Raw genomic sequence first — 17,187 nt, forward strand, 5'->3', positions numbered from 1 at the left:
TAATTTTTTAGGTGCGCAAGATACAATATTGATTTATTTTTGTAAAGAATTTAACTTGGATTTTAGAAAAATTATGAGAATAGATAAATACTTATGGTGCGTACGTTATTATAAGACCAGAAACATGGTAACTGAGGCTTGTAAAAAGAACCATGTTACGGTAAATGGGCAAGTTGCAAAACCATCTAAAGAAGTTTTTCCTACTGATAGAATTACTTTTAGAAAAGATCAAATTACACAAATTATAACCGTACTCGATATTCCGGAAAGTCGTGTGGGAGCTAAACTTGTTGACATTTACCGTAAGAATGAAACCCCTGCAGAAGCTTACGAACATTTAGAGTTATTAAAACTCTCCAAAGAACATTATCGTAAAGCCGGAACCGGAAGACCGACTAAAAAAGACCGAAGAGATATTGATGATTATGGAAGCGATTTTATTGACGAGGAAGAAACGGAGTAAATTTCAAAACTTTATAAAAACACAAAAATTCAAATTGCAAATCCCAAACACTCTAAAATCAAAAGCTCAACATTGGAATTTGGGATTTAAAAAATTTGGAATTTCCTTTATAAAAATTGGAATTTGGATTTTTTATATTGGAATTTAAATTAGTTATATTAGCAAAAAAATAAATCATGAGCAAAAACATCATCTTAAACAATCAGGAAATCGAACACAAAATAAAACGTATCGCTTATCAAATTTACGAGACGTTTGTAGACGAAGAAGAAGTTGTAATTGCCGGAATTGCTTCCAGCGGTTCTGTTTTTGCTCAAAAAATTGCTGCGGTGTTAAGCGACATATCTACTCTGAAAATTTCTCTTTGCGAAGTACGAGTTGACAAACAAAATCCGCAGCTGCCTATTCAGACTTCTTTAACTGCAGAAGAATATTCTAATAAAGGATTGGTCTTGGTTGATGATGTCCTAAATTCAGGAACAACATTAATCTACGCTGTTCGTCATTTTCTGGACGTTCCGCTTAAAAAATTCAAAACTGCGGTACTTGTAGACCGAAATCACAAAAAATACCCTGTAAAAGCCGATTTTAAAGGAATATCTTTATCTACATCTTTATTAGAGCACGTTCAGGTTGTTTTTGATGAAAACGGAGACAATTACGCCTTCCTAAGCTAAGATTTCTAAAATATCATCAACTGTTTCATCGACGGTTTTATTATCTACCACAACTTTGTGTTGTGCGTGATTGTAATAAAAACTTCTGTCGAATAAATGCTTTGCGATAAATTCTTTCATTTCTTCCTCATCCATATTCGCAATTAAAGGACGTTTACTTTTATTGTGAACTAATCTATTATATAAAGTATCAATTGAAGCTTTTAAATAAATTGATACTAGATCTTCATTTTGCAATAATAAATGATTATTTGCATAGCAAGGAGTTCCTCCGCCTAAACCAATAATGGTGTTTTCTGAAGATTGCAGCAATTCAAGAAACATTTCGTGTTCTAATTTTCTAAAATAAATCTCTCCGTGTTGTTCGAAAATCTCATTTATGGACAGATTTGCTTTTTTTTCGATACATTTATCTAAATCTAAAAATGGAATATTTGTAATTTTTGAAAGGTTTTGGGCAATTGTTGACTTTCCGCAGCCCATATAACCTAATAAGACGATTTTTTTCATTCTAATAAAACACTATAAATTAGGGGATTGTAAATTTTGTTTAAAAAAAGACAAATTTATAATAAAATTGCTTGCAATTAATAAAATAAACTCCTTATATTTGCACCCGCATTCAAGAAACGAATATGACTCGATAGCTCAGTCGGTAGAGCACATCACTTTTAATGATGGGGTCCTGGGTTCGAGCCCCAGTCGGGTCACAAAATTTGTGATTAACAAAATAAGTTTCTTGAAAGCAATGACTCGATAGCTCAGTCGGTAGAGCACATCACTTTTAATGATGGGGTCCTGGGTTCGAGCCCCAGTCGGGTCACAAAAAGGTCGAGTATTAATTTACTTGACCTTTTTTGCATTTAGGCCATGTGGAGAAACGGTAGACTCGCCATCTTGAGGGGGTGGTGCTCGCAAGGGCGTGAGGGTTCAAATCCCTCCATGGTCACTAAAAAGCGGAAATCTTTATTTAAAAGGTTTCCGCTTTTTTATTTTTACAAATAACCAATTCATATAATTATCCAGATATTGCTTTAAAAATCATTTATATTTACAAAACTGTAATCTTGAAGACAATAATAATTAGTCGTAGAAATAAATTTATGAAGCAAAAAATTTCACTATCCATTTTAACTGTTTTCATTTTATACTCTTGTCAAAAAAATAATGACTCGCAATTAAGTAAAGATATAATTGGCGAGTGGACTTACATAAAAACAGAAGATCAAAGAAAACCAGACAAAAACTATGGTATTAGGATATCACCACCCCCACCTTTTGGCAGTCACATACAGGGATATATTTTTTCAGAAAATAACTTATGCGAAAACAAATCCGGTTATTTCAAAAGAATTGAAGCAGTTGAAAGAGAAAATAGAAAGATTTTTTTCTTAGGAACTGAAACTAAATACAAAATTGTAAACGATAGTTTAAAAATTTTAGATTTAGTAACTAAGAATTGGGAAAATCAAAAAATAACTTCGATTATTGGAGACACATTAACAACAGAAATCAGTGACAGCATATTTACAAAATATGCAAGAACAAAATATAAAATTGATCAAAATGAAAATTATGACAAAATTATAGTTTCTTCTTCTGGCTGCTATGGCTCTTGCCCTGTTTCAAACATAAGTATTGATGATAATGGTAATATCTTCTTTTATGGTCAATACTATAATATTCATAATGGTTTTTATAAATCCAAGATTGCCAAAGATGAATATCAAAAAATTCAAACTAATTTTAAAAAAACCAATATAATCAATCTTCAAAATAATTATAAAGGAAACTGGACTGATGACGAAACTGTTACTATTTCATTTATCAAAAACAATAAAATAATAAAATCTGTTAGTGATTATGGAGAACAATCTCCAGCTGCGCTAATTTGGGCTTATACACCTGTTAGATATTTATATCAGCAAGTTAAATTGATTCCTTTAAAAGGAAAAAAACCTTTATCTGCATTATCAAGAGTAGGTTTTACAAAAGGTAATCAAATTTGCGACCTAGCAAAATCTGAGAGTTTTTATCTTTTCACAGAAATATATAAAGGTAAAGAAACAGCTTCTAAATTTGATAATAAATACAAGATTGAATTTTGGAATGATCAGAACAAAAAAGAAATAATATATACTGACGGCAGATATTTTAAATGCGGAGATAAAATTATTGATATAGGATATAATTTTTTGACTGTAAATAATCTGTATGAGAAATTTAGACAGAAAGAGAAGTATGACTGATAAAAGTTTCTGCAATACAAATTTATACATCACTTAAAATCAAAGCGATTACGAAGATTATTGGGACTTTCTCAACTATCAAATTGACGGTTATTGGCTAGATGAAAAACTTGATGAGCTTTATCCCAATAATTTATACAAAGGACTAATTCCCACTCTAGTGTATTGGATGGAAAGAAAAGATGAAAAAGAAGTTGTTTGGAAACGAATTCTGCCAAACAAAAATGAAACGTCTATTTGTCCAATTTTAATGTGCCCTGATGACAATAACTTTTCCTGTACTTTAATTGTTGCTGAAATTATAAATTTTGGAGACTTAATTCAATGGAAACAAATTGGGCTTGACAAAACAAAAGAATGGGATGCTGAAAAAACAGGTTCAACTGTAGAATGGTTTGATAAATTAGATGAATTCAATTTTTCCAGACACGAATATTTAACAATGGTAGAAAAATTTAGAGAAAGATTAAGCATAGACAAAATACGGATTGAAGAAAACTAAATCAAAACAATTGAATCATTTATTCAAACCCATTTGCTTTTCTCCCCAAATTCTCATTTGATTGATAAAAGGAATTAATTCTTGTCCATTTTCAATAAGAGTATATTCAACTCGAGGCGGAACTTCGGGATAAACCTTTCTTGAAATCAGCTCATCAGCTTCTAACTCTTTGAGTGTTTGCGTAAGCATTTTTGGTGTTATACCTTCAACAGCTTTTTTCAATTCACCATATCTCATTAAACCATCCTTTAAATACCACAAAATTCTTCCTTTGTATTTCCCGCCTATTCTTTGAAAAGCATAATCAACTGGGCAATATACTTTAATATTTCTTTTCTCCATTATTATTTCATTATATAAAATACTAATAATCAACAATAGTATATTTTTAGAACCTAAAGAACTAAAATGTACGTACTTGCGATAAAGATATTAAATTACTTTATTTGTTAAGACCTTTAGAAGAAATGGCAGCAATTAATTATACATAAACCAATATGAGTAATCTAACCCAACAAAATTCAGAAAACATACAAGTATTAGAAATCCGGAATTATTTATTAAAACCAAATTTGACCAATAAGTTCCGCGATTATTTTCATTCGAAATTTGTTACGCCAATGAACGAATTAGGCGGTTACACGTTGGGAGAATTCAAAATTGACAATACAAACGACCGATTTGTTTGGTTTCGTGGTTTTACTGATATGAAAACCAGATTAGAATTCCTGAATGATTTTTATGTTAATAGCGCAATCTGGAAAGAATATGGCAAAGGCGCAAACGAGATGATGATAAACTCTGATAATGTTTATTTATTACGACCGTTAAAGGAAGATATTAATAGTGAACAGCTAAAAACGGATAAAACATTTACTGTTGTTGATTTTTATATTTGCAACAACACACTTGAAAAGGTTATTGAACTATTTGAAACTACGTATATTCCTTTTCTTAAAAATTTAAAAATAGAAGACATAACTCTTTGGGTAAGCGAAATGGCTGAAAATGATTTCCCAAGATTACCTGTTTTTCAAGATAAGAACCTTTTAGTGAGTATTACGCATTACAAAGATGAAAATGAGTTTTATGCCAAACAAAAGGAAATTGATTCTATGCCGGCTTATTTAAAAAATTCGATGCAGGAATTAATAACCATTCAGAATCAATTAGTTCTTTTGAATTTGGACAGCTAAATAGAAATTTATCAATTTCAAGATTTCTTTTACTTTCACAAAAAGCTGATAACAAGAATTGCAAATTCTTATACAAATAATTCGTAAAATATTTTTTTATTAAAGCATCTCAAGTTAAATTAGTTGATTTTTCTTATAAAATTAAAAATCTATGATTAAGATAAATTATAAAATTCAATTTATTTTATTTGTTATCTGCTTATTCTTTATAGGATTGGGCATATTTGAAGTATCAAATGAAGGATTGAAAACTGGAACTGATCTTTTTTGGCAGATTTCTCATTTTGTTCCATTCGTTATGGGAGCAATAATTTTTGGTGTTAATTTATATTCTAAACGAATTGAGAAATTCAAAATTTAATAAAAAAGCCTCTCAAAGTCATCAAACTTTGAAAGGCTTTTAAATCAGAATAAAAATTGTAACCTAAATTTATTCCTTAATTACTTTTTCTACAGAAGTTCCTTTTTCAGAAGTTATTCTGATGAAATACAATCCGTTTGATTTATTAGATAAATTAATTTTTGAACTGTTTTTGTTTTCAATTACAGACTGAAGAATTCTGCCCTGCACATCAAATAATTCAATTCTTTTTATTGCATTGTCACAATTAATAAACACCTCACCTTTTGTTGGATTTGGATATATATTTATAGTGCTGTCTTTTTCAAAATCCTTATTTCCTAATGATTTAAAAATGGTTTCTGCTGTATTTGTATCAACTGCTTCGTTATAATCAAAATAAATACTGGCATCTTGTTCAACCTCATCTCCAGACTGAAGTGAAGGCAGTGTTTTTATCTTAAACAAAATATTTCCATGACCTCCAACCGGCGGCGCTTTTGAGGTACTCAATTTAATTTTTGCAAAAACAAATTCGGCAGTATTTCCTTTTATGACAACATGTACTGCATGCGACGCATCTAATAACTGAAGTGAATTAATATCATATTTACTTTGATCTATAACAACCTTTACAACCACGTTTTCGGCTTCAGCGGTGCCTGTATTTTCAAAATTAATTCCATAATGTAAATAATTCCCAATTGTTGAAGGAGAAACGCTCTCACCCTCTAAACAAGTAATATCATTTGGATCAAATGAACCCACTATTTCCTGATTAAAAACAAACTGATTGTCTGCCGGATTACTGTCTCCAGCAATAGGATTTATTGAAGCAGTAAAATTTAAAATATCTCCCAAATTTGCTGGAGGAACCTGTACCGGACTATTTACATTTAATCCGACATAAATTCTCCTAGTTTCAAATGGAAGTAAATTAGCGTAATTCCATCCGATATTGCCCGGAGTTTGAACATTTGGCGCCAGCGTTGCTATTCCATAATGCAATACATTTTGATTGTATGTAAAGTTAGCTGTACCATTTAGTGTTTGATTTCCTTTATTTCGTATCAAAATCTCGTACCACGCCATAAATCCGGGTTTTGCAGGATATATAGGCGCAATCACAATTTCTGCATCGCTGTTTGTTCCTAATGCGCTTACGCAGAAATTTTGTTGTGCAGTATTATTTTTGTTATCTGCAAATGAAACAACTGGTGCTGTTGGCGAAACAGTAAAGAAAGCAGGATTTTCAACCGCCGTTGTTATATTAAAATTTCCGGCATCGGTAAAGAAGGTATATTTTCCGTTCAAATCTGTAAAAGTTGAACTTAGAGAAGAACCATCATTTAAATTCACTTTTACATTAGCTTGTTTTGAATCGGCAGTATCACAGCCATTATTATCAACATCAAAAGCAATTGTTCCGGTTATGGTGTTATAATTTCCGCCCGGATTAAAACTGCAATATGAGTTTACAACAACTGTCGGTAAACCAATACCTACCAAATAACTTTTTGTATCAGCTACATCTGTATCATCCTGACAAACAAAAATTAAATTTGAATTTCCGTTATTAATAAACAAATCTTCATCTCTCCCATTTTTTGCAAATACCGTTTTCAGATTCGGATTATCATTTGCTGTCAAGGATTGAAAAGCTAAAAAATTCGAAACATCAATATTTTGCAATCCTGTTTTAGTAATATTTAAAACTGTAATATTTGGCGAATCAGAGAAATCAGCTGTCGCTAAAGGCATATCAGAATAAAATACATTTATCAATGCACTGCAATTTGTTAAATCAACTGAATTGATGTTATTATAACTGCAGTTTAAAAGTTTTAAATTAGTCAATCCAGATACATTCAACGAAGTCAAAGGTGCTTTTTGAACATTTGTTCCGGCAAGTACAAGCGTTTCAAGCGCAGCACATCCCTGAACATTTATTGAATTCAATGCTTCACTAGTATTACTAATAACTGTAATCGCATTGCAATTTGAAAAGTCGGCGGTCACTAACGGAACATCCTGAATGCTTAAAACTTTTAACTTCGTACATCCTGAAACATTTAGATTTGCAGTTGGATTAGTATCCAATTCTAAAATTTCCAAATTTGTATTTCCTGAAAGATCAACTGAAGGAATTTGATTAGAAACCAAAAAAACATTTTTTAAATTCACAGTACCTGTCAAATTCAAATTTGAAATAGAATTTGTGTTTGCCCTAAGTTGAGTAAGATTTGAAGACGAACTCAAATCTAAAGAAGTTAATTGATTTTTGGAACACTCAATAGTCAAAAGTGCCGAACATCCTGTAAGACTTAAATTTGTCAATGCATTGTTAAACACATTTAATCCCTGTAACGAACTGCAGCCTGATAAATTTAAAGTAGTCAGTAAATTATCCTGAATTAGAAGATTTTGTAAACTGGAGCAATTCGAAAAATCAGCTGTTTTTAAAACCTGATTAGAAGGAAAAGTAGACTGCGGAAAATTAAGCAGCGTGCATCCCGAAGCATTTATATTTTCTAAAGTTGGATTATCTGTTATTAAAAAAGTAGTCAGTTTAGTTAATCCCGAAACATTTAATGTTATTAGTTTATTATTTACCGCATTGAAATATTCTAAATTTGGGCAGCCAGTTAAATCGAGTTCCGTTAAAACATTATCTTCTAAATACAATTGGTTCAAAGCCGAAAGACCGCTGAAATTTAATGTAGAAAAAACCGGATTTTGCTGTGCTACGATATTAGTAAGACTGGAACAATTCGAAATAGTTAAAGAAGTCATCAACGAGTTTTCCATAAAAGTAACGCCCGTTAATCCATTCATTCCTGAAACTGTCGCAGAAGTCAAAGCTGGACTTTTTACATAAATCGTTTTTAAGTTCGGCATTCCGCTTAAATTGATCGAAGTCGTGCTGATTCCGTTAAAACCCAATTCAGTTACATTCGTGAAACCTTCAATTCCCTGAATATTGGTTACGGCATAAGCATTAGCACCTTCTATCCAAAGTTTGTCAATTAAAGCCGCTTCAGAAACCTGGATCTGATTATCAAAATTAGTATCGATTCTCGTAACAGCAACGCCGCCAGAATAAGCTGTAAAATTTGCCGCACCGCCATTTACAAGCATGTTTTTAAATGTTGGATCAGTAAAATTTAAAATCTGTGCTTTTAGTATTACTGTGAAAAACAGTAAAAAGAGGAGTAATTTTTTTCTCATAATTAGTGATATTTTGGTTTTTGGGGAAATCGTTAAAGAGCATTTATTAATTCCTGCAATTTTTCTTTTTTGCTTTGCGCAATCGGAATATTCGAATTATCAGCCATAATCACATAACCGCCATCTGTTTTTATATAAGATTTCAGATAAGACAAGTTGATTAAATGCGATTGATGAATGCGCTCAAATCCATGTTCTGAGAGTAATTCTTCGTATTCCTTAAGCGTTTTAGAAATTAATATGGGTTTGTGATTTTTAATAAAAAACTGCGTGTAATTAATTTTTGCTTCACAGCGAATGATATCCGAAACTTCAAACAAATGAATTCCATCGCTGGTAGAAAGTGCTATACGTTTAAAATTGTCGACTTTTTTTCGGATGTTTTCCAGCAGTAAATCAATGTTTTCGAATGAATTGTTTTTTCCAACAGCTTCTTTAATTTTTGCCATTGTATCTTGCAATTCTTCCGGATCAACAGGTTTTAAGATAAAATCAAGAGCACTAAATTTAAATGCTTTTACAGCATATTGTTCATGCGCAGTGATAAATACAACATTGGCATTTAGTTTTCCGTTTACTTTATTTAGTCTTTCGAGAATATCAAAACCAGTTCCGTCGGTTAAATGAATATCCAGAAAAATAACCTGAGGCCTTAATTTTTCAATCACGGCAATTCCGGTTTTTACACTTTCGGCTTCGCCAACAATTAAAATATCATTTGTATAACGTTCTAAAAGCGCTTTTAGACCAGTTCTCAAATGTTTATCGTCCTCTATTAATACTGCTGTTATCATTTATTAAAAATTAGGGTATGTATTGAACAGGCAGACGCAAAACGACTTTTGTTCCTGTTTTTTTATTTTCTGATTGTAATTCGGTGATTTCTATTTGTGCAGATTTGGAAGTTATGGATTCCATGATTTCCAAACGTTTTTTTGTAATTCCCAAAGCCATTGATTTATGCGCCGTAACCGAGTTTTCTTTTAAATGCTTCGATTCAGATAAACCAATTCCGTCATCTTTAATCGTACAGATTAGCTGCTCTTTTTCAACATCAAAATCAACTTCAATTTTTCCGGTTCCATCTTTAGGTACAATTCCATGAAGAATCGCATTTTCTACAAAAGGCTGAATCAGCAAAGGCGGTAAACCCATATTAAATTCGACTCTTTCGCTTGATCTTATTTCAAATTCAAATTTGTCATGAAAACGAAGTTTTTCCAATTCCAGATAATTTTGAAGGCTTTCAATTTCTTTATCAATTGGAATCAAGGAACCTTTTGAATATTCGAGTGTAAGCCGCATTAATTTGGAGAATTTAGACAAATATTTCAATGCCGAATCAGTTCCGTTCTGGACAATAAAACTCGAAATTGAACTCAAGCAATTAAATACAAAATGCGGGTTCATTTGTAAATGCAGTGCTTTTTGCTCGTATTCGGCAACTTCTTTTTTCAATGTCAGCTGACGTTTTACCTGCATTCGATTATAAATTACCAATATCAATGCAATTAAAAGTAAAGCGCCTAAAATGGAGAAAATAACAAACTGAATTTGTCTTTTGTTTTTTTCAGATAATAAAGCTTCTTTTTTTCTGTATTCGTAATTCACTTCTGCCAAAGCAAATTTCTGACTTGTTGTTTCATTGATAATACTATCTCGCGCTTGTACATAATTTTTATAATGGTCTAACGCTGCTTTAGGATCATTTAAAGCTTCGTATAATTCGCTTAATAATTTTTCAGAATGATACGTCTGGTCCAGCACTCCTATTTCTTTTGCATAAGCAAGGGATTTCTCTGCAAAAGGCATTGCTTCTTTATATTTTTTTTGATCCTGAAGCAAACCTGCGATATTGTATAAAGAAAGTGAAGCACCAAATTTATTCTGCAGTTCTTCATACAAATTCAATGACTTCGTATAATATTCATTAGCCAGTTTTAAATCATTTTCTTTCTTATAATAATCGCCTAAATAATTACACAAAAGTGCATATCCTCGCATATTATCCGTATTCTCAAAAAGCTTTTTAGCTTTGTTATAGTACAAAATCGCATTTTTATTTTGGCCTGTTTCAAAGTAAATCGCACCAATATTGGTAAGCGTAACAGCAGCGTTTTTTTCTCCTGTTTCAGTTTGAATTTTAGATGCTTTCTTTAAATATTCTAGTGCTTTTGGATAATTTAACTGTGATTTATAAATAATCCCGATATTATTTAGTGCTTTAGAAACATTGGCCTGCTCATCAATTTCCTGGTACAATTGCAAGGCTTCTTCGTAATTTTTCAATGCCAGAATTTGATTGCTCTGTTCGGAGTAAACCACACCCGAGCTGGCGAAAGAACGCGCCAGGCCGCTTTTTACTTTTTTACCTGAATCTTCTTTTAAAACTTTTTCAAATTCTACTTGAGCATTTTTAAAATATTTTAAAGCATTTGGGTAATCTCCTAAAATGATTGAAGCATTTCCTTTATTGACATAAGCCGTAGCGAGTCCAAAAGTAAAATCAGATTTCAAACTTAGGTTAGTTGCTTTTTGAGCATAAAACAATGTCGAATCAGGATTGATTTCTTTATATAAATCGGCTATTTTATTATACTCATTGACTTTTGAAGTATCAACTTTAGTATAAATAAGCACTCTTTTCAAGCTGTCAATCTTAGCATTTTGAGCGTTCAGCATAAGTCCTGCAAGAAAGAAGAAAAAGAAAATTATTTGACGTAATTTTTGACTCACTATTTTTTATTTTGCTTGTTGTGAGACAAATGTATGATATGTTTTTTAGTAACTGAACATGAATTATTATTTCTCAGGTTTCATTTATTATTTGGTATTTTTCATTTATTACAATTCTAAAAACCTTGGAAATACTAGCCTTACAAGTCATTCCGCAGTTATATTTTACAGACCTAAAATGGATCCTTTTCGATATTTTTTGTAACTTGAGCACTGTTTCTATTTCTTTAAAATTATTTTTATGGCAAGAATACATTTATTTGAATTTGAAGATCAAAAATGGTTTCCTGTTTTTTTAAGAAATTACATAACCGACTTTTTACAATTCCTGTCAAACAAAACCGGAATGTACAAACCTGTTGTTCCTTTACTTGTAAATATTCTAAAAACCAATAATGCAACAACAATTATTGATCTGGCTTCTGGCGGCGGCGGTGGACTTATTTGGTTAAACGATGAATTAAAAAAAGAAATCCCGAACTTACAAATCATTCTAACTGATTATTACCCAAACATTCCGGCTTTTGAATACACTAAAAAACAAGCTGATAATTTTGAATATATGAGCCATTCTGTAGATGCACGAAATGTTCCTGTAGAATTAAACGGACTTAGAACTCAGTTTCTTTCCTTACATCATTTTAACCCAAACGATGCCAAACAGATTTTACAAAATGCAGTAAATGCTAAATCTCCAATCGCTATTTTTGAAGTTCAGGAAAGAAGTTTTGCCAGTATTTTGGCAATGATTTTTTCTCCAATTAGTGTTTTATTGACTACGCCATTTATCAGGCCTTTTAAAATTGGCCGAATTATTTTTACTTATTTAATTCCTATAGTTCCACTTTTTGTTTTATGGGATGGTATTGTTTCTTCATTAAGAACTTATTCTGTCGAAGAAATGAATGATCTTGTAAATGGACTACATAATACAGAATCTTATAGCTGGCAGATTAACCGGGTAAAATCAGCTCCTGGAGTGGTACTGTATTTAATAGGAATTGAGAAGAAATAAATATTATCCAAAATCCAATTTTCATAATTAGTAATTATTTTACAAAAGAATTCTTTCACAAAAACAAAACTTTGCTAAATTCGTTTGAAGAATAATTAACCTGCTAATCCCAAATTAGTTTTATGAAAAACCTACTATTATTATCATTTATTATGATAAGCTTTTCGTCGTGGTCACAAACCGCAGAAATTTATTTTAACAGAGCTTTTAACAAAGCTGCAAACGGAAATTACAAAAGCGCAATTACTGATTACACAAAAGCCATTGGCAAAAATTCTAAATTTGTTGAAGCGTATCAAAATCGCGGCGTTGCAAAATACCAATTGAATGACCTACAAGGCGCAATGACCGACTTTAGCAAAACCATTGAACTTGATAATATGAATGCCGATGCTTTTACGGGCCGTGCAAACGTAAACTTCAAACTTTCAAAATTTAAAGAAGCCATTGAAGACTGCACATCATCACTTAGTTTAAACCCAAGAGATTATGTTGCTTATAATTTACGAGGTTTAGCTTACAATAAAATTGGAGACAAAGCCAAATCCTGCAAAGATTTCTTAAAAGCAATCGAATTAGGAAGTCAAAGTGCTATAAAAAACAAAAGCACTTTTTGTAAATAATAAATCAAATTTGTGTTAACAAAAAGTAATCTGCAAAATAACGCCTTTGCAGATTGCTTTTTATACCTTATTCATAAAAAAATAGTGTCCGTTTTTTAATAATCTGGTTAGTTGTTACATTTGTTACAAAACTAACCTAACCATGATAAAACACTACTTTTCAAAAACTTACACTCCTTATACCCTTTTCATATTGGTTTTTCTGTTTACAGCCAATGTAAAATCACAAACCTTTACAGACAGTAATCTACCTATTGTCATTATTAATACAGACATAGATCCAAACACGAATCAGCCAATTGAAATTCCCGATGATCCAAAAATTTTAGCAACGATGAAAATCATTAAAAGACCAGACGGAACCCGAAATTATTTAACCGATAGTAATACTGCCGCTTATTTAAATTATAACGGAAGAATTGGCATTGAACTGAGAGGATCCTCTTCACAGTCGCTTCCTAAAAAACCGTATGGCTTTACCACTTTAAAAGCGAATAATACAAGTAATAATAATGTCAGCTTACTGGGAATGCCGGTAGAAAATGACTGGATTTTAAATTCATTAGCTTTTGATCCTTCTTGTATTCGTGATTATATTTCGTATAATTTATCCAGACAAATTGGCGATTATGCTACGCGAACTGTTTACTGCGAAGTAGTAATCAACAATGAATATAAAGGATTATACATTTTACAGGAAAAAGTAAAATCAAACGTTAACAGAGTAAACGTTATTAAAATGGCCGATACTGATAATACACTTCCAAATGTAAGCGGAGGTTATATTACAAAAGCCGATAAAACAACTGGCGGAGATCCGGTTGCCTGGACGATGTCTTCATACAACGGTTCTTCTGTAGATTTTATTCATGAATTGCCAAAACCGGAAAACACAACTATTGAACAAAATGATTATATAAAAAACCAGTTTAAAAATCTGGAAATTACAGCCGGCGCACATAATTCTGATTTAGCAGCAGGATATTCATCTATTATTGATGTTCCCTCTTTTGTTGATTATATGATTTTGGCCGAATTAGCTTCAAATGTTGACAGTTATCAATACAGCACTTATTTTCATAAAGACAAAGAAGGAAAACTGCGTGCCGGCCCTATTTGGGATTTTAATCTAACATACGGAAATGATTTGTTTAGCTGGGGATATGACAGAAGCAAATACGATGTTTGGCAATTTTCAAACGGAGACAATGAAGGCGCCAGATTTTGGAGAGATTTATTTACTGACACTACATTTAAATGTTATTTCACTAAAAGATGGAATGAACTTACATTGCAGGGAAAACCTTTAAACTACAACAGCCTTACTCAGTTTATAGACGAAACTGTAAATTATATCAGCGAAGCAAAAGTGAGAGAAAATCAAAAATGGGGAACAATTCCAAACGATGCACTTGAAATCAATAATCTAAAATCATTTTTATCCAATAGAATTTCATGGATAACAGGACAATTAGGAAGTTTTAGCAGTTGCAGCAATATCGAAACTCCTTCGCTTGTTATCACAAAAATAAATTACAATCCAGGCGTTTCGGCAACTTTTCCAACCAGTAATGATCTGGAGTTTATAGAAATTAGAAATACAGGAAACACCACCGTTAATTTAACCGGTATTTATTTAAGCGAATTGGGACTATCGTATCAATTTCCAGCCAATGCAACATTAGCGGCAAATCAGGGTATTTACATTACAAGCAATAAACCTACTTTTGAATCTAAATACGGAGTAACCGCTTTTGGGCAGTTCTCCCGTAACTTATCTAATACATCGCAAAAAATAATTTTAGCAGATGGTTTTGGAAACACAATCGATTCAGTAGAATATACAAATGTATCTCCGTGGCCAAATGCAGATGGAAACGGAAGTTATTTACAACTTTCCAGCACTGATCTTGACAATGCGCTGGCGTCAAGCTGGATTGCAGCATCAGATAATAATTTATCTGTTCCTGAAAGTATTGAATTAAAAAATGCCGTTTTATATCCAAATCCGGTAAAAAACACCTTAACCATTCAGGCAGACAAACCTATTTTAAATTACAAAGTTTATGATGTATTGGGACGTTTATTGTATGAATCCAAACAAGATTCTAATACAATAAAAGCAGATTGGAGTTTGTATCCAAAAGGAATTTACTATATTTCGATTTCCAATGAAAATGGATACAGCACCAAAAAGGTAATCAAACAATAACAGTAAAAACTGCATGTCACTTTTAAGAAAAATAAATAACCTTCAAACAGATAAAAATTCAGGATTTGGTACTAATGCCGGAAGCTACGGCGGAAGATTTGTAAATAAAAACGGAACTCCCAATATCGAAAAAAGAGGTATGAACCTGCTTCGCCGAATAAGCTGGTACCACACCATGATCGATATGCCCAACTGGAAATTCATGCTTATTTTATTTTCTTTCTATATTATAATCAATTTTATTTTTGCAGTTATTTATTATGCCATCGGTGTTGAACATCTGGACGGAATTTCACCATCAGGAAGTCTTTTAACGCAGTTTGGTCAGGCTTATTTTTTTAGTGCGCAGACTTTTACAACGGTTGGTTACGGACATATCAGCCCAACCGGATTCCTGACAAGTGCTTTGTCTGCAGCCGAGGCTTTAATTGGTTTGCTGAGTTTTGCCATTGCAACCGGTTTATTCTTTGGAAGATTCAGCAAACCAACTGCCTTTTTAAAATTTTCGCACAATGCCTTAATTTCTCCTTATGGAGAAAGCAAAGGCTTAATGATAAGGCTTGTTCCTTTTAAAAACACCAATTTTACAGATGCAGTGGCAAAAGTTACTTTAGGGATGAGCATTGAAGAAAACGGTCAGCGAGTAAATAAATTTTATACTCTTAACCTCGAAATAGATCGCATTAATGCACTCTCGCTGAGCTGGACATTAGTTCATCCCATTGATGAGAACAGCCCTTTGTACAATTTTACCGAAGAAGATTTTAAAAACACACACGGAGAGATTTTAGTTTTCATCACCACTTTTGATGATATGTTTAGCAATACCGTGGCAGCCCGAACTTCGTATACTTTTAACGAAATTATTTACGGTGCAAAATTCCAAATTATGTACAACCGAAGCAAAGATAATACTAAAACGATTTTACATTTAGACAAATTAAATCAGTTTGATACTACAAACTTCTCATAAAGAATCATTTTTATCTAGTTTTTAAGGTTTTTTGAGATTTTATTTTACTTTTGTTTACATAATCGTATCAAATGGTAAACAATATAAAAACTGTTTTCAGTATAAAAGATCTTGAGAATTTATCCGGAATAAAAGCACACACGATTCGCATTTGGGAAAAAAGGTATAATATTTTGGAGCCAATGCGTACTGATACCAATATCAGGCTTTATAATCTGCAAAATCTACAGAAACTTCTTAACATCACATTATTACACGAATACGGCTATAAAATTTCTAAAATAGCAACTTATCCTGAAGAAAAAATTCCGCAGTTGGTCCGTGAAATTATTTCGAAGAAAAACTCTCAAAACTACGCCATTACATCTTTTAAAATGGCGATGATGAATTTTGATCAGGAGCTGTTTTTCAACACGTTTGACTGGCTTATTTCTGAAAAAACATTCAAAGAAGTTTTTAAAGACCATTTTTTACCCTTATTGAAAGAATTGGGATTATTGTGGCAGTCAGAAACAATTACACCTGCAAATGAACATTTTATGAGTCATTTGATCAAACAGAAAATCTTAATTTATACTGAAAGCCTTCAGATTCAAAAACCAACAAAAACAGACCGAATCTTTGTTCTTTCCCTTCCATTAAATGAAATTCATCAAATAGGATTGCTTTATCTTCAATATGAAATTTTATCTAAAGGCTACAAAACCATTTATTTAGGCGAAAGTATGCCAATTGAAAACCTACAGGATTTAACCAAACATTTTGAAAACATCACTTTTGTTTCCTTCATGACAATACAGCCGGATCGCAGCGTTATCAACCAGTATGTCAAGTCAATGGGGCAAAAACTGCTGCAAAAAAATAATGAAATCTGGCTTATGGGTAAAATGGTTGAACATATTGATCACAAAAACCTGCCGGAACGAATCCGTATTTTTGATTCGATGGAAGAAACAATGGAAACAATATAAAA

At 31.9% G+C, this 17,187-nt stretch carries 16 protein-coding genes and 3 tRNA genes; 14 read left to right on the plus strand and 5 right to left on the minus strand.

The window, feature by feature from the left end; genetic code table 11:
- Window positions 1–73: 73 nt before the first annotated feature.
- Together FLAPXU55_RS17655 and FLAPXU55_RS17660 are read left to right on the plus strand one after the other, a co-directional pair.
- Complete coding sequence (locus FLAPXU55_RS17655) at window positions 74–463, plus strand: RNA-binding S4 domain-containing protein (protein ID WP_053474277.1); 390 nt, start codon at window positions 74–76, stop codon at window positions 461–463.
- 176 nt (window positions 464–639) lie between these two features.
- Window positions 640–1,140 carry a phosphoribosyltransferase domain-containing protein gene (locus tag FLAPXU55_RS17660; protein WP_053474278.1) on the plus strand — a complete coding sequence of 167 codons (501 nt, stop codon included), beginning with the start codon at window positions 640–642 and terminating at the stop codon, window positions 1,138–1,140.
- Here the strand turns inward: FLAPXU55_RS17660 and FLAPXU55_RS17665 are convergent.
- Complete coding sequence (locus FLAPXU55_RS17665; protein ID WP_180859825.1) at window positions 1,132–1,650, minus strand: shikimate kinase; 519 nt, start codon at window positions 1,648–1,650, stop codon at window positions 1,132–1,134. The genes FLAPXU55_RS17660 and FLAPXU55_RS17665 overlap by 9 nt on opposite strands.
- A gap of 127 nt (window positions 1,651–1,777) precedes the next feature.
- On the opposite strand from FLAPXU55_RS17665, the gene FLAPXU55_RS17670 reads away from it, so the two are divergent.
- The 5 genes from FLAPXU55_RS17670 to FLAPXU55_RS17690 all read left to right on the plus strand — a co-directional run bounded on the left by FLAPXU55_RS17670 (window position 1,778) and on the right by FLAPXU55_RS17690 (window position 3,891).
- Window positions 1,778–1,850, plus strand: a tRNA-Lys gene (locus FLAPXU55_RS17670).
- Window positions 1,851–1,890: 40 nt separating this feature from the next.
- Window positions 1,891–1,963 (plus strand) — tRNA-Lys (locus FLAPXU55_RS17675).
- Window positions 1,964–2,006: 43 nt separating this feature from the next.
- A tRNA-Leu gene (locus FLAPXU55_RS17680) sits at window positions 2,007–2,089 on the plus strand.
- Between the two features lie 154 nt (window positions 2,090–2,243).
- Window positions 2,244–3,389, plus strand: coding sequence for a DUF6438 domain-containing protein (locus FLAPXU55_RS17685; RefSeq protein WP_219637272.1), 1,146 nt, complete (start codon window positions 2,244–2,246; stop codon window positions 3,387–3,389).
- Between the two features lie 169 nt (window positions 3,390–3,558).
- Window positions 3,559–3,891 (plus strand): hypothetical protein, encoded by a 333-nt coding sequence (locus FLAPXU55_RS17690; protein ID WP_235992096.1) that lies wholly within the window; start codon window positions 3,559–3,561, stop codon window positions 3,889–3,891.
- 15 nt (window positions 3,892–3,906) lie between these two features.
- Here the strand turns inward: FLAPXU55_RS17690 and FLAPXU55_RS17695 are convergent, their stop codons facing one another.
- On the minus strand, window positions 3,907–4,233 hold the full coding sequence (locus tag FLAPXU55_RS17695; RefSeq protein ID WP_180859828.1) for a winged helix-turn-helix transcriptional regulator: 327 nt from the start codon (window positions 4,231–4,233) through the stop codon (window positions 3,907–3,909).
- Between the two features lie 155 nt (window positions 4,234–4,388).
- Here FLAPXU55_RS17695 and FLAPXU55_RS17700 point away from each other — a divergent pair, with 155 nt between their 5' ends.
- Window positions 4,389–5,087, plus strand: a complete 699-nt coding sequence (locus FLAPXU55_RS17700) for a hypothetical protein (RefSeq protein ID WP_180859830.1) — start codon at window positions 4,389–4,391, stop codon at window positions 5,085–5,087.
- A gap of 151 nt (window positions 5,088–5,238) precedes the next feature.
- Window positions 5,239–5,448 carry a hypothetical protein gene (locus FLAPXU55_RS17705; protein ID WP_180859831.1) on the plus strand — a complete coding sequence of 70 codons (210 nt, stop codon included), beginning with the start codon at window positions 5,239–5,241 and terminating at the stop codon, window positions 5,446–5,448.
- 69 nt (window positions 5,449–5,517) lie between these two features.
- Here the strand turns inward: FLAPXU55_RS17705 and FLAPXU55_RS17710 are convergent, their stop codons facing one another.
- The 3 genes from FLAPXU55_RS17710 to FLAPXU55_RS17720 are packed head-to-tail and all read right to left on the minus strand — an operon-like array spanning window position 5,518 to window position 11,391.
- Window positions 5,518–8,655 (minus strand): DUF7619 domain-containing protein, encoded by a 3,138-nt coding sequence (locus tag FLAPXU55_RS17710; RefSeq protein ID WP_180859832.1) that lies wholly within the window; start codon window positions 8,653–8,655, stop codon window positions 5,518–5,520.
- Between the two features lie 32 nt (window positions 8,656–8,687).
- Window positions 8,688–9,449 carry a LytR/AlgR family response regulator transcription factor gene (locus tag FLAPXU55_RS17715; protein WP_180859833.1) on the minus strand — a complete coding sequence of 254 codons (762 nt, stop codon included), beginning with the start codon at window positions 9,447–9,449 and terminating at the stop codon, window positions 8,688–8,690.
- Between the two features lie 10 nt (window positions 9,450–9,459).
- The gene (locus FLAPXU55_RS17720; RefSeq protein WP_180859834.1) at window positions 9,460–11,391 is read right to left on the minus strand and encodes a tetratricopeptide repeat-containing sensor histidine kinase; all 1,932 of its coding nucleotides are present in this window, start codon (window positions 11,389–11,391) and stop codon (window positions 9,460–9,462) included.
- A gap of 241 nt (window positions 11,392–11,632) precedes the next feature.
- On the opposite strand from FLAPXU55_RS17720, the gene FLAPXU55_RS17725 reads away from it, so the two are divergent.
- From FLAPXU55_RS17725 to FLAPXU55_RS17745, 5 genes are all read left to right on the plus strand, one after another.
- Window positions 11,633–12,406: a hypothetical protein gene (locus tag FLAPXU55_RS17725; RefSeq protein WP_180859835.1), complete on the plus strand. Its 774-nt coding sequence runs from the start codon at window positions 11,633–11,635 to the stop codon at window positions 12,404–12,406.
- A 122-nt stretch (window positions 12,407–12,528) separates the two neighbouring features.
- Window positions 12,529–13,029 carry a tetratricopeptide repeat protein gene (locus FLAPXU55_RS17730; protein ID WP_180859836.1) on the plus strand — a complete coding sequence of 167 codons (501 nt, stop codon included), beginning with the start codon at window positions 12,529–12,531 and terminating at the stop codon, window positions 13,027–13,029.
- Window positions 13,030–13,171: 142 nt separating this feature from the next.
- Window positions 13,172–15,241: a CotH kinase family protein gene (locus tag FLAPXU55_RS17735; protein WP_180859844.1), complete on the plus strand. Its 2,070-nt coding sequence runs from the start codon at window positions 13,172–13,174 to the stop codon at window positions 15,239–15,241.
- A gap of 13 nt (window positions 15,242–15,254) precedes the next feature.
- A complete protein-coding gene (locus FLAPXU55_RS17740; RefSeq protein ID WP_180859846.1) occupies window positions 15,255–16,214 on the plus strand; it encodes an ion channel in 960 nt (319 codons plus the stop codon).
- Window positions 16,215–16,285: 71 nt separating this feature from the next.
- Window positions 16,286–17,185: a MerR family transcriptional regulator gene (locus FLAPXU55_RS17745; RefSeq protein WP_053474291.1), complete on the plus strand. Its 900-nt coding sequence runs from the start codon at window positions 16,286–16,288 to the stop codon at window positions 17,183–17,185.
- Window positions 17,186–17,187: the final 2 nt, after the last annotated feature.

Source organism: Flavobacterium panici (genome assembly GCF_903819335.1).
In the GTDB taxonomy this organism is placed as follows: domain Bacteria; phylum Bacteroidota; class Bacteroidia; order Flavobacteriales; family Flavobacteriaceae; genus Flavobacterium; species Flavobacterium panici.

What these genes read in the sequence shown, in the direction of transcription:
- FLAPXU55_RS17725 (WP_180859835.1), top strand. Translation starts at nt 11,633, where the DNA reads ATGGCAAGAATACATTTATTTGAATTTGAAGATCAAAAATGGTTTCCT.
- FLAPXU55_RS17745 (WP_053474291.1), top strand. Translation starts at nt 16,286, where the DNA reads ATGGTAAACAATATAAAAACTGTTTTCAGTATAAAAGATCTTGAGAAT.
- FLAPXU55_RS17740 (WP_180859846.1), top strand. Translation starts at nt 15,255, where the DNA reads ATGTCACTTTTAAGAAAAATAAATAACCTTCAAACAGATAAAAATTCA.
- FLAPXU55_RS17730 (WP_180859836.1), top strand. Translation starts at nt 12,529, where the DNA reads ATGAAAAACCTACTATTATTATCATTTATTATGATAAGCTTTTCGTCG.
- FLAPXU55_RS17735 (WP_180859844.1), top strand. Translation starts at nt 13,172, where the DNA reads ATGATAAAACACTACTTTTCAAAAACTTACACTCCTTATACCCTTTTC.
- FLAPXU55_RS17705 (WP_180859831.1), top strand. Translation starts at nt 5,239, where the DNA reads ATGATTAAGATAAATTATAAAATTCAATTTATTTTATTTGTTATCTGC.
- FLAPXU55_RS17695 (WP_180859828.1), bottom strand. Translation starts at nt 4,233, where the DNA reads ATGGAGAAAAGAAATATTAAAGTATATTGCCCAGTTGATTATGCTTTT.
- FLAPXU55_RS17655 (WP_053474277.1), top strand. Translation starts at nt 74, where the DNA reads ATGAGAATAGATAAATACTTATGGTGCGTACGTTATTATAAGACCAGA.
- FLAPXU55_RS17665 (WP_180859825.1), bottom strand. Translation starts at nt 1,650, where the DNA reads ATGAAAAAAATCGTCTTATTAGGTTATATGGGCTGCGGAAAGTCAACA.
- FLAPXU55_RS17710 (WP_180859832.1), bottom strand. Translation starts at nt 8,655, where the DNA reads ATGAGAAAAAAATTACTCCTCTTTTTACTGTTTTTCACAGTAATACTA.
- FLAPXU55_RS17690 (WP_235992096.1), top strand. Translation starts at nt 3,559, where the DNA reads ATGGAAAGAAAAGATGAAAAAGAAGTTGTTTGGAAACGAATTCTGCCA.
- FLAPXU55_RS17715 (WP_180859833.1), bottom strand. Translation starts at nt 9,449, where the DNA reads ATGATAACAGCAGTATTAATAGAGGACGATAAACATTTGAGAACTGGT.
- FLAPXU55_RS17700 (WP_180859830.1), top strand. Translation starts at nt 4,389, where the DNA reads ATGAGTAATCTAACCCAACAAAATTCAGAAAACATACAAGTATTAGAA.
- FLAPXU55_RS17685 (WP_219637272.1), top strand. Translation starts at nt 2,244, where the DNA reads ATGAAGCAAAAAATTTCACTATCCATTTTAACTGTTTTCATTTTATAC.
- FLAPXU55_RS17660 (WP_053474278.1), top strand. Translation starts at nt 640, where the DNA reads ATGAGCAAAAACATCATCTTAAACAATCAGGAAATCGAACACAAAATA.